The sequence below is a fragment of the Psychroflexus sp. MES1-P1E genome, from assembly GCF_002836055.1.
Lineage (GTDB): Bacteria > Bacteroidota > Bacteroidia > Flavobacteriales > Flavobacteriaceae > Psychroflexus.
This window is the reverse complement of sequence record NZ_PJBS01000161.1, coordinates 21,498-34,165: the sequence shown is the minus strand read 5'-3', so window position 1 is coordinate 34,165 and position 12,668 is coordinate 21,498. Positions and strand designations below refer to the sequence as shown.

Genomic DNA, 12,668 nt, shown 5'->3' with positions numbered 1-12,668 from the left:
AACCTAAACCTATCCTAGGTATGTTTTGAGTATAGTGCTTCTAGAGGTGTGTTTTAAACGTCTAACCCCTTTTTCCTTAATCTGTCTTACTCTTTCTCTAGTAAGTCCAAAAGTCTCTCCAATTTCTTCCAAAGTCATAGGTTGTTGATTTCCTAATCCAAAGTAAAGACGAATGACATCGGCCTCCCGTGTGGTTAACGTTTCTAGAGCTCTTTCTATTTCTGTTTGAAGCGATTCGTGTAGCAAATCGTTTTCTGGATTTGGAGATTCTCCAAATTTTAAAACATCATATAAATTGGAGTCTTCACCTTCAATCAACGGAGCATCCATAGATAAGTGACGCCCAGAATTTTTTAAAGACTCTTTAACGTCATTAACGGTCATTTCCAATTCTTTTGCAATTTCATCTGGACTCGGTGGTCGTTGATGGCGTTGCTCTAGAATGGCAAAAGTCTTATTGATTTTGTTAATAGAACCAATTTTGTTTAAAGGTAATCTTACTACACGGGATTGCTCAGCCAAAGCTGAAAGGATGGATTGTCTAATCCACCACACCGCATAGGAAATAAATTTGAAACCCCTTGTTTCATCAAAGCGTTTTGCCGCTTTAATGAGTCCTAAATTTCCTTCATTAATAAGATCGGGTAGGGTAAGACCCTGATTTTGGTACTGCTTTGATACAGATACCACAAATCTTAAATTGGCCTTGGTCAATTTCTCTAAAGCTAAATCATCTCCAGCTTTAATTTTTTGTGCAAGCTCAACTTCTTCTTCCGCCGTAATCAAGTCTACTTTTCCAATTTCTTGAAGATACTTGTCTAGGGATGCAGTTTCTCTGTTGGTAACCTGTTTGGTAATTTTAAGTTGTCTCATTTAGCTATGTCCTCAATTATCGTTTATCTACATATTATTTTACGAGCTAAAAGGAGAAAATGTTACACGGAGGCATCAAATTATTTTTAAAACCGACGTTATCTTTCACAAAAAAGCCTGCTTTAGATTGTAAAGCAGGCTGTTAGGCACCTTAAATTTTAATATTTATTCTCTGATTTGTCCATTACCCCAAATATAATATTTGTTGGTGACCAGTTGTTTTAGTCCTAAGGGGCCTCTGTGATGCAATTTATCTGTAGAAATTGCTAGTTCAGCTCCAACTCCCATTTGTCCACCGTCTGTAAATCTAGTAGACGCATTTTGATATACAGCAGCACAATCAATTTGTTGCATAAATTCTAAAGCTTTAGTATCATCTTCAGTGATAATTACAGAAGAATGACCTCCAGAGTAAGTATTTATCTTCTCTACAGCTTCATCAAAGGATTCTACGGAAGATAAAACTATTTTTAAAGCTAAAAATTCCTCTGTCCATGTATCTTTTGTTGGAAGTGTAGGTTTATCCAAAACATCTTCCACTTTACCATCGACAAGAATTTCTACCTTATAATCATTTTCTAGAGTCTCTGCTAAGCCCTTAACCTTAGCTTCGAAATCTGGCAAGTGAGAGTCGATCAATACCTTATCTAGAGCATTACATCCAGAGATTTTATCTGTTTTAGCATTGATGATTACTTTTTTAGCGGTATCCCAATCTGCATCGGGAGATACGTATAAAAAGTTATTTCCTCTACCACTAACGAGAACAGCTCCTTTAGCTGTTCTCTTCACAAAATCTATCAACTTATCACCACCTCTTGGAACTACTAGATCTATTTTTTCTGGTGGATTGCTTAAAAACTCTCTTGTTTCTTCACGATTGAGGTGAAGTAGAGAAATCCAATCTGTAGACAATCCATTTTCTTTTAAGGCTTCATGCCAGCATTTTTCTAAAATGATATTGCTATGATTCGCTTCTTTCCCACCTTTCAAGAATATTTTATTATTCGCTTTAAAGGCTAAAACTGCTGCTTCAATGGTTACATCTGGCCTTGATTCATAAATGATCATGATAGTACCAAAGGGATCTGTTTTGTTGACAATCTTCAAACCATTATCTAAGGTTTTTTCAGAAATAGTTTTTCCAACAGGATCATCTTGTTCTTTCACTTCCTTAATAGCTTGAATCATACCGTTAACTTTACTTTGATTCACCACCAATCTATCGTAAAGGGCCTGATCATTTCTCTTGAAGGATTCTAAGTCTTTTTTATTTTCTTCTATAATCTCATCTCTTCTTTTATCGATAATAGTTATCATCGATTGAAGAACGTCGTTTTTAACTTTTGTATCTAATAACTTCATAAATCGTTTTTAAGATTAAACAGTAAATTTAGTACCGACTTCTCTACCTTCTAATATATCTATGATGATATTCTCATCCTTTCCGTTGGCTATGAAAGTAGGAATATTTTTACTTGCCGTCATCTTAGCTATTTTTAGCTTGGACTCCATGCCACCTCGGCCTTCGCCTTCTCCTTTTTCATTTTCTTGAACATATTTTTCAACATTATCGTGGACTCTCACATGTCTTAACACTTTGGAATCCTCATGATCTGGATGACCTGTATAAAGGCCTTCGATATCAGTAAGCATAATTAACATGTCTGCCTTAACCAATTCTGAAACTAAACTGGCTAACTCATCATTGTCGGAAAACATAGACATAGAAAGGGAAACCGCATCATCTTCATTGGCAATTGGAACGATGCCCTCTTTTAAAAGGCCTTCATAACAATTGATCATATTTTCGCGATATTTACCAGGTGCGAAATCTCTTTTAGTGGCTAATACTTGTCCACAACGCATCCCGTAATCATGAAACATCGTATAATAATGTCTCATCATTCTAGGCTGTCCTACAGAAGAATATACTTGTCGTCTAATAGACTTATCGTTCGAAGAACATGAGCCTAAGACCTCTTTTCCTGCTATAGCAGATCCAGAAGACACAAGAATTGTAATGATATCACGCTCGTATAAATAAGCAATTTGTCTCACTAAGTTTTTTAGAATTGGACCTACAATTCTATTGTTTCTGTTGGTCATGACATTGGTTCCAACTTTTACAACTATACGTTTTGAATGCATTTTTTTAAGGTTTAAATTACTCATCACCAAGTTCTACTGCTCTGTTAAAGGCTGCATAGGCAGCATCCTGAATGAGCTGTTTTACATTATTATCGTCCATAGAGTCTAGTGCTGCTCTAGTTGTACCGCCTTTAGACGCAACGCGATCCATCCACTTTTCAGGAGATAAATCAGATTCATTGAATAGATGAACTGCACCTTCAAAGGTATTGCTCACTAATATTTTAGAATCATGATCTGAAAATCCCATTTTCTTAGCAGCATCCAACATCGAAGCCATAAAGTAAAATATATAAGCTGGTCCACTACCAGAAATACCGGTGGATTTATTTATGAAATCTTCATTTTTTACACGAATGGATTGTCCTGTAGTATCCAGTAGGTTTCTAATCATAAGCAACTCTACTCTAGAGACTTCCTTAGATTCCGTATAAGAAGTTACCCCTTTACCAACCTTTGCAGGTAAGTTGGGCATAGTCCTTACTACTTTTTTAACATTGAGTCCATTTTGAATGTTTTCGATGGTAACGCCCGCCATCAGCGATACAATGATTTGCTGTTCATCGAGCATTGGTTTCATTCTTTCAAACAATTCCTCACTGTGGTAAGGCTTAACCGCTAGAAAGACGACATCTGCGTTAGGCACACAATCTTGTAGATTATCGAAGGTGTCATAGTAAGACACTTCACTAAGTTTTTTCAATAAGTCTTCTGAGACGTCATGAATCATCAGATTTTTTCTATTTAATAAAGGGGATTTTGCCATTCCTTCAGAGTAAGTTAATCCCATATTACCCGCTCCAATTACTAATACTTTCATTCTATTTTTTTAATGATTAATAAAAATGATTTACTTGTAAAGTGCAATGATCATGCACATTTACTAAAATACCTATTTTATTATTTTATTTTGAATTATTAAACCTATTTTATGAAATAAACCTATTTTTCATCACTATATTCAACAAAACAACCTCTGAAAATATGTCAGTGATGCTATGTTGTCAGCAAACAAAAAAAACGGCTTAGAATATTCTAAACCGTTTTTTAAAACTTATCTGAATTATTCAGATTTACTTGAATCGTCCTCATTTTTCTGAGGTCTTTCGGGTTTTTTTAAAAGAGCCTTTCTAGAAACCTTAGGTTTCTTAGTTCTAGGATCCACTCCAAAGTATTTTACATCTAAAACATCACCTAGTTTCATAACATCAGCAACATTTTCTGTACGCTCCCAAGCTAATTCTGAAATGTGTAATAAAACTTCATTTCCAGGGGCGTCGTTATATTCTACAACTGCACCAAAGTCTAAAACTTTAACGACAGTGACTTCATAAACACTCCCTTTCTCTGGCTTGAAGGTTACAGAATCAATTTTAGCTAAGACTTTGTCTATACCTTCTTGTTTTGTACCAAGGATTTCTACAATTCCTTCTTCAGTAACAGGATCTTCATTTATAACTATTTCTGTTCCTGTTGATTTTTGTAGTTCTTGGATAACTTTACCTCCAGGTCCAATTAATGCACCAATAAACTCATTTGGAATTCTTCTAGTGATAATTTTTGGAGCGTGGGCTTTCACATTTTCATTTGGTAGTGAAATAGTATCAGTCAATTTCTCAAGAATATGTAATCTACCCGCTCTTGCTTGTTGTAAAGCTTTTACAAGAATTTCGTAAGGCAAACCTTTTACTTTAATATCCATTTGGCAAGCAGTGATACCGTCTGCAGTCCCTGTCACTTTAAAATCCATATCTCCTAAGTGATCTTCATCTCCTAAGATATCGGATAAAACAGCATGGCGATCTCCATCAGAAATCAATCCCATTGCTATTCCAGAAACAGGTTTTTTCATTTTTATTCCTGCATCCATCATAGCCATAGTTCCCGCACAAACGGTTGCCATAGAAGACGATCCATTAGATTCTAAAACTTCAGATACAACTCTTACAGTGTAGGGATTGCTTTCCGGAATCATTCCTTTTAAAGCTCTTTGAGCAAGATTTCCATGACCTATTTCTCGTCTAGAAGTCCCGCGTATAGGATAAGCTTCACCTGTACAAAAAGGAGGGAAGTTATAATGTAAATAGAACTTCTCTTCACCTTGGTGAGTTGGCATATCTATTGTACTGGCTTCTCTAGATGTTCCAAGAGTTACTGTAGCCAAAGCTTGGGTTTCTCCACGAGTAAATATAGCTGAACCATGAACAGAAGGTAAATAGGCGACTTCACACCAGATAGGTCTAATTTCGTCTGTTTTTCTTCCGTCTAGACGTAAACCTTCAGCTAGAGTAAGTTCCCTTACTGCTGCTTTTTCGATTTTATTGTAGTACTTTTTAATCAACTTTTCGTTTCCTTCTAATTCCTCTTCAGAAAATAAAGCCATGGCTTCCTCTTTTACTGCTGAAAAAGCTTCTCCACGATCTTTTTTGCTGTGACCACCTTTAGCAATCTTATATATTTTATCGTAAGCTAAATCATGAATTTTCTTTTCAAAATCTTCATTATCTTCAGTTACAGCATATTCTCTAACTGGTTTTTTACCAAAAGCTTCTGCTAGACGCAATTGCGCTTCCACTTGTTTTTTGATATGCTCGTGAGCAAACTGAATGGCTTCTGCCATTTCCTCTTCAGAAATTTCTTTCATCTCGCCTTCTACCATCATCACAGAATCCATAGAAGCACCAATAATCATATCGATGTCCGATTCTTTAAGCTGACTTCGGCTTGGATTGATGACAAATTCCCCATTTATTCTTGCAACTCTAGCTTCAGAAATAGCCGTTTCAAAAGGAATATCTGAAAGTTGTATGGCTGCAGAAGCGGCTAGGCCTGCTAAGGCGTCTGGCATTACATTTTCATCATGAGACATAAGTTGAATCATAACTTGTGTTTCAGTTCTGTAATCTGAAGGGAAAAGCGGACGTAAAACTCTATCTACTATTCTCATTGTTAATACTTCACCATCACTTGGTCTTGCTTCTCTTTTGAAGAATCCTCCTGGGTAACGACCTGCTGCTGCAAATTTTTCTCTATAGTCTACAGTTAATGGAAAGAAATCCATTTTACTTTCTTTGTAAGATGACACTACTGTACAAAGTAACATAGTGTCACCCATTTGTACGACTACAGAACCGTGTGCTTGTTTTGCTAATTTACCTGTTTCGAGCTTGATTTCTCTACCATCGCCGAGATCGATAATTTCACTAAATGTTTTTGGAATCATAAACTAATGATTTTAAGGTTATACATTTTCTTAGAAAATAGTTGTTGTGTTGTTGTTTAGAAAAAAGGTATAAACCAATGGAAGCTTTTCTAGGGAACGCTTTTAAACTAAAAAAGGGGCAAAATTGCCCCTTTAAATTTATTTTCTTAATCCTAAATCTTTTACAATAGCTCTATACCTCATAATATGTTTCTTCATAAGATAATCCAATAGGTTTCTTCTTTTACCTACAAGTTTTACTAGTGAACGTTCAGAATTATAATCTTTTCTGTTTGTCTTAAGGTGTTGAGAAATGAATTCAATTCTTCCGGTCATCAATGCGATTTGACCTTCGGCAGATCCGGAATCTTTACTATCCTTACCGTGTTTGGCAAATAATTCGCCTTTTTCTTCTTGTGTTAAGTACATGCCAATATTATTTCAATAATTTTTATGCTAGAATAGATTTTCTATTCAATCGTGCAAAAGTACCCTTTTATATCGAATCTGAATATCTAATTTATAAAAATTAAGTCTTTACTGTTGGATTTAAGATCAGATCAAAGTCTAAACTCAGATGATCTGAAATGTTGTATTTACTTCAAAATTAATTGATTTTAACTTCCATTTTCTTAAAGCTTTATTGCTTTGATTCAATTTTTTGAAACCACTAGGATCACCTTGAGTAGGTTGACTTTTTTAGAATTTAAATTTTATAATTATTGATTGTAAGGCCACAAAAAACAAAGTGTGGACTTTCAATCTTTTTTCTTTAAACCCTAGTTTAAGTTAATACCATTCTAAGATGAATAATCCTGACTAGAAGAAAGTAAGCGTAAAACAAAACAACAGTATTAACTTAGAGCAGTGGAATTAAAAATTTTAAACAGATAGACTACCACAACTATTCTACTTGTGAAACTAATATTCATAAGTAAAGGTTTTATGTTCAAACTATTTTAACCCCAGAACAAATTGTAAATCATAGTGATAAAAAAGGCTAACATTTTAAAGAAGCCAATGATATTTTGAAGGTTACTTAATGCTCTAGTCATCAACAATTCTAAAGAAAGCTTTAGAGTTTGAAACATATGTGACGCTTCAAAAATAATGGTTTACTAACAAAACTGACACATGGTAACATCATACTATTACCAGCATTAATTGATCAACAAAGAACAATGGATACATTGTGTAGATATCATTATAACTACACTTAAAGATTTTAAAAAATAAATGGTAATCTAAAAATTTCTAGTGAGGATTTTTTGATTAAAAATTTCAAGTAAATAATGCTCGGGGCAAGCCCACGAGGTATTTAAATGGCTTTTTTTGATTGATGAAAACCAACCGTTTTCAAACTTTCCTAAAAACACGAGTCAAGCCTCGGGGAATTAAACCCAGCTGAGATTAAACTGAACTTGTAGACTTCGTTTTTTTCTATAATTTTATGGCTCTTCAAGGTAAAGCTCACGCTCTTTATCATTTTTAAAATATATTAGTTAGAATCGTGCATATCAATTCTATAAGAAATACCTATGCCTGCTCTCCAGCGTTCAGGAGAGTCTTTGAAGTTAACAAGTCCAGAAACATCAATTTGAAGGTTTTTACCAGCTAAAAAGGCAACGCCTCCTCTTAAAATTTCATCGCTGTAGAGATCGCTGATGTAAGTTTGGAATTCAGCAAAAACCCCTATTTTCTTATAAATAGAATGGGTGAGCGTAAATATTCCTGCATAAGTAGGGAAGTCGGTAGTGGGTTTATCGGCAATAAGATTGGATACAAAGACCCATTTGCTTCCGATATTGTGTTGTGTTATGATAGCTGCTTTCGGGGAAGCATTAGGTTCTCCTTCAAATTTGAAGGGATTATCGCCAAAATTCAAATTTACTCCAGCATAAATAGATACTGCAGGAATCAAATCACTCCACTGGGGAAGATTATTTTTCTTCCAACTGTATAGGTTAGGCCCGTCTATTTTTTTTTGAATATTAGGATCGTACAGTAAATATTTGACTCCTAATGTATTGCTTTCGAAATTACTGAAGTTTGAGGTCGTTTGAGTCCCGCCTCTTAATAATTGATCTTCAACGTTAGCAAAAGTTCCGTCCAATAAGATTTCTAGGCGCTCCACTACTAATCCATATCTGATTTGATATTGATATTCAAATAAAGTACGGTCAGGAATTAAAGGGGAGACGTGATTGTCTTGGCCAAAGGCTAATCCTGTTTCGAATTGTAAAACATTAATACCTACGGAATAAGCTCCAAAGGATTCTCCTGGTCTATTTGAATTAATCACATCGGTATATTGAGCGTTTACAGTTAAGGAAATAAAAGTTATAAGGCTGATTAGCTTCAGTTTCATAGATAGAGTTTATAGCCCAAATATAAGTTAAAATATGATTTTTTGAGCTTTACTTTTCAGGTTACAGCTAGATAGTGGTATTTTTGTCATACAATATAATACTATGGTATTTTTAAAGACTTTACTTATTATCCTTTTGGTCTTTTTTGGCCTTAAATTGATGGCGAGGTATCTTGGGCCGATTTTGCTGAAATACGTTTTCAAAAAAGTCAGAAAAAATATGGAAGATAAATTCAATTCTGCTCAGTCTCAAACACAAGACAAAGAGACTAAAACTTCCAAAACTTTTAAATCTAAACCCAAAGAAAGCAAAGCAGGAGAGTACGTAGATTATGAAGAAATTGACTAACTTTCAGGTTTTTTCAAATTAAAACTATTTATGAAGTCTTTGTTTAAGAACTCTTGGAAGCACCTTTTGGTGATTGTTTTATTTATAGTAGCTGCATTAGCTTTTTTCTATCCTGTTCTCAAGGGAAAAACAATATATCAAAGTGATATTGTGCAGTATACAGGAATGGCAAAGGCTCAAAACGACTTTAGAGCAAGTCAGGGAGAAGAACCATACTGGACCAATTCTGCTTTTGGAGGAATGCCTACCTACCAATTAGGCGCAAACTATCCTTATAATTTTATAAAAGAAATCGATCGTCAACTTAGGTTTTTGCCAAGACCTGCAGATTATTTGTTCCTGTATTTTATAGGTATGTATATTTTGTTGTTGTGTTTCAAGGTTAATTATAAATTGGCCTTTTTAGGAGCACTTGCTTTTGGATTTTCCACATACCTTATCATTATTTTAGGAGTTGGTCATAATGCTAAAGCTCATGCTATTGCATATTTTCCAATAGTTATAAGTGGTGTGGTTCTCGTTTTTAGGCAAAAGTTATTTTGGGGAAACCTCCTTTTCTGTGTAGGCTTGGCTTTTGAATTGATGACCAATCACTTCCAGATGACCTATTATCTTATGTTGCTGTGTTTTGTTATGGTTATTGTGTATGCTGTAAACGCATATAAAAACAAACAATTGAAATCTTATTTCAAGGCTGCCGTAAGTTTTATCCCAGCTATTATATTGGCTGTTTTGCTTAATATAACCAATTTATTGGCGACACAAGAGTACGCCGATTTTAGTACGCGAGGTGAAACAGGTCTAACGATAGAACCCAACGGAACTGAAAAAGTGAAATCTGGTTTAGATTACGACTACATCACTGAATATAGTTACGGTGTTATGGAAACCTTTAATTTGTTTATCCCTAGATTCATGGGAGGATCTAGCAGTGAGTCTTTAGGCAAAGATTCTGAAGTTTACAATGAAATAATACAACTAGGAGCGTCTCCAGTTCAGGCTTTAGAGTTTAGTAAGAATTTGCCAACTTATTGGGGAGATCAAACCTTTATTGGGGCACCAGCTTATATTGGTGCATCTATACTATTTCTATTTGTTCTAGCCCTCTTTCTTATAAAGGGTAAAACTAAATGGTGGATTGTGGCAGGGTCTATTCTTGCTTTGCTTTTATCTTGGGGAGATAACTTTTCTCTATTGACAAAGTTCTTTGTAGATGTTGTTCCATTTTATGACAAATTTAGAGCGGTATCTTCTATACAAGTTATCATAGAGTTTTGTGTGCCTCTATTAGCAATTTTAGGACTCTCCAAATTCTTAAGTTCTAAAGTGTCTTATGAGTCGAAATGGAATGCACTAAAGAATACCACATTCATTCTTGTAGGATTAAGTTTACTGTTTTTATTACTCAAGTCAATGCTTTTTGATTTCAGCGGCAACACCGATTCTATGTTTTTGGAACAATATGGAGCAAAATTTGTAAGAGCTCTTAAAGAAGATAGAAAGGCAATGTTTACCTCAGACACCATAAGATCTCTGGTGTTTGTTTTGCTATTAGCTTCAGTATTCTATTTATATCTAAAGAAAAACTTAAAGCAAATAATGCTCTTAGGTCTTATAGGAATTTTTATTCTTGTGGATTTGATTGGAGTGAATTCTAGATATGTGAATGAAGATGATTTTGTAGCAGCTTCTGTGATAGCAAGACCTTTCCAGCCTACTCAAGCAGATCGGGATATTCTTACCGACGATTCTCATTACAGAGTTTATGATTTAACTTCCAATCCTTTAAACTCTGCAAGGGCTTCTTATTTTCATAAGTCTATTGGCGGTTACCACGCGGCTAAGCCTGGACGCACACAAGAGTTGTTTGACTTTTACATTTATGAAGGCAAGCAAAGTATTTTGAATATGTTGAATGTGAAGTACTTTATTTTTGATGATGAAGGTCAGCCAAAGGCTCAACCTAACCCAGACCATTTAGGGAATGCATGGTTTGTTGACCAATTGATTCCTGTGGAAAATGCCAATCAAGCGATCTTGGCTTTAGATACAATCAATCCCCGTACTACAGCAATAGTAGAGTCCAATCAATTTTCTAAGTCGGCTAAAACTTACGATGTACAATCGTCGGATAAGATTCAACTAGAATCCTATTCAGAAAATGAATTGACTTATTCTTATGATAGTAAGGGAGAGCGTCTCGCTTTGTTTTCAGAAATTTATTATCCACAAGGATGGAAGGTTTCCGTCGATGGAGAAGAAGTTCCACACTTTAGGGCTAATTATGTCTTAAGAGCTTTGGAATTGCCTGCAGGAAAGCATCAAATCACTTTTAGCTTTCAGCCAGATGTAATAAAGTTTGGCGGAAGGGTATCTTTAGTAAGCTTTATAATTTTAGTTTTAGTAGCAGTAGGAGGAATCATTTATAGAGTAAAATACAAGCAAATTCAGCAATGAAAAAAGTATTGATTGTGACCTATTATTGGCCGCCAGCAGGAGGCCCAGGAGTACAGCGTTGGCTTAAATTCTCCAAGTATTTGCCAGAATTTGGTATTCAGCCTATTATTTATAAACCCAAAAATCCAAGTTATCCTATTCTTGATTTTTCTTTGGAAGTGAGTCCAGAAGTTGTGGTTCTTGAAAAACCTATTTTTGAACCCTATGCAATGGCTAATCTTTTATCGAAAGATGACACTAAAACAATTAGTAGCGGTATTATTAAATTAAAAGCTAGACAATCCTGGTCTGAGCAATTAATGCTTTACATCAGAGGTAATTTTTTTATCCCGGATGCAAGAAAGTTTTGGGTGAAGCCCTCTGTTGATTATCTGAAAGAGTATCTTTCAAATAGTCAGATAGACACGATAATCACAACGGGTCCTCCACATAGTATGCACCTTATAGGGAAAGCTTTAAAACAGGCCAATCCACATCTCCAATGGATCGCAGACTTTAGAGATCCTTGGACAACCATAGGTTACCATTCCGCTTTGAAACTTACCGTTTCTTCTCAAGCTAAACATAAAGCATTAGAAAAGGAAGTATTAGACTCAGCAGATCAACTTATAGTGACTAGTTCTCAAACTAAAGGCGAGTTTGAAACCAAAACGAAAACTCCTATAGACGTGATCACAAACGGCTTTGAAGATACACCGATGTATGTTGAGCTTAGCGAAAACTTTACAGTCTCTCATGTAGGCTCACTGCTTAATGATAGAAATCCAAAAGTTTTATGGGAGGTTTTCGCAGAATTGATAGAAGAGGATCTAGTCTTTAAAGACTTCTTTGAACTAAAATTAATTGGTAAAGTCAGCAATAGTGTTTTAGAATCTGCCTATCAATCTGGTTTAAAAAAGTTTGTGAGTATCATTGGTTATTTGGACCATAAAGATGCTGTTGAGAGCCAAAAAAGTTCTCAAATGCTCTTGCTCATTGAAATTAACAAACCCGAAAATAAGAGTATTATCCCAGGTAAGATTTTCGAGTATTTAGCCTCCAGACGTCCTATTTTAGCTATTGGTCCTAAGGGTTGGGACGTCAACCAAATTATTTTTGAAACCCATTCAGGCAAATGTTTTAACTACGATGAAAAAACAAGCCTAAAAAGCTATGTAAAAGAGGCTTTTAAGGCTTTTTTAAATGGTAAATTGAAATCTAATACTAAAAATATCGATCAATATCACCGCAAGAATTTAACTCAAAAGCTGGTAAAACTTATCAAATGA

The 12,668-nt window shown here is 35.0% G+C and carries 10 protein-coding genes; 3 read left to right on the top strand and 7 right to left on the bottom strand.

Going from position 1 to position 12,668, the window contains the following annotated elements:
* Positions 1-9 precede the first annotated feature (9 nt).
* From CXF67_RS07130 to CXF67_RS07100, 7 genes are all read right to left on the bottom strand, one after another.
* The gene (locus tag CXF67_RS07130) at positions 10-873 is read right to left on the bottom strand and encodes a sigma-70 family RNA polymerase sigma factor (RefSeq protein WP_015022823.1); all 864 of its coding nucleotides are present in this window, start codon (positions 871-873) and stop codon (positions 10-12) included.
* 165 nt (positions 874-1,038) lie between these two features.
* Complete coding sequence (locus CXF67_RS07125) at positions 1,039-2,238, bottom strand: glutamate-5-semialdehyde dehydrogenase (protein WP_102088125.1); 1,200 nt, start codon at positions 2,236-2,238, stop codon at positions 1,039-1,041.
* 15 nt (positions 2,239-2,253) lie between these two features.
* Positions 2,254-3,024: a glutamate 5-kinase gene (gene proB / locus CXF67_RS07120; RefSeq protein ID WP_180957917.1), complete on the bottom strand. Its 771-nt coding sequence runs from the start codon at positions 3,022-3,024 to the stop codon at positions 2,254-2,256.
* 16 nt (positions 3,025-3,040) lie between these two features.
* Complete coding sequence (gene proC, locus CXF67_RS07115; RefSeq protein ID WP_015022820.1) at positions 3,041-3,844, bottom strand: pyrroline-5-carboxylate reductase; 804 nt, start codon at positions 3,842-3,844, stop codon at positions 3,041-3,043.
* A gap of 243 nt (positions 3,845-4,087) precedes the next feature.
* On the bottom strand, positions 4,088-6,247 hold the full coding sequence (locus CXF67_RS07110) for a polyribonucleotide nucleotidyltransferase (RefSeq protein ID WP_102088123.1): 2,160 nt from the start codon (positions 6,245-6,247) through the stop codon (positions 4,088-4,090).
* A gap of 138 nt (positions 6,248-6,385) precedes the next feature.
* Positions 6,386-6,655, bottom strand: a complete 270-nt coding sequence (gene rpsO, locus CXF67_RS07105) for a 30S ribosomal protein S15 (RefSeq protein WP_015022818.1) — start codon at positions 6,653-6,655, stop codon at positions 6,386-6,388.
* 1,069 nt (positions 6,656-7,724) lie between these two features.
* Positions 7,725-8,594, bottom strand: coding sequence for a transporter (locus tag CXF67_RS07100; RefSeq protein WP_102088122.1), 870 nt, complete (start codon positions 8,592-8,594; stop codon positions 7,725-7,727).
* 220 nt (positions 8,595-8,814) lie between these two features.
* On the opposite strand from CXF67_RS07100, the gene CXF67_RS18740 reads away from it, so the two are divergent.
* From CXF67_RS18740 to CXF67_RS07085, 3 genes are read left to right on the top strand one after another with little or no spacing between them, the layout of a single operon-like run.
* The gene (locus tag CXF67_RS18740; RefSeq protein ID WP_257984619.1) at positions 8,815-8,943 is read left to right on the top strand and encodes a DUF4834 family protein; all 129 of its coding nucleotides are present in this window, start codon (positions 8,815-8,817) and stop codon (positions 8,941-8,943) included.
* 30 nt (positions 8,944-8,973) lie between these two features.
* Complete coding sequence (locus tag CXF67_RS07090; protein ID WP_102088120.1) at positions 8,974-11,400, top strand: YfhO family protein; 2,427 nt, start codon at positions 8,974-8,976, stop codon at positions 11,398-11,400.
* A complete protein-coding gene (locus CXF67_RS07085) occupies positions 11,397-12,668 on the top strand; it encodes a glycosyltransferase family protein (RefSeq protein ID WP_102088119.1) in 1,272 nt (423 codons plus the stop codon). Before CXF67_RS07090 ends, CXF67_RS07085 begins: the two co-directional genes overlap by 4 nt.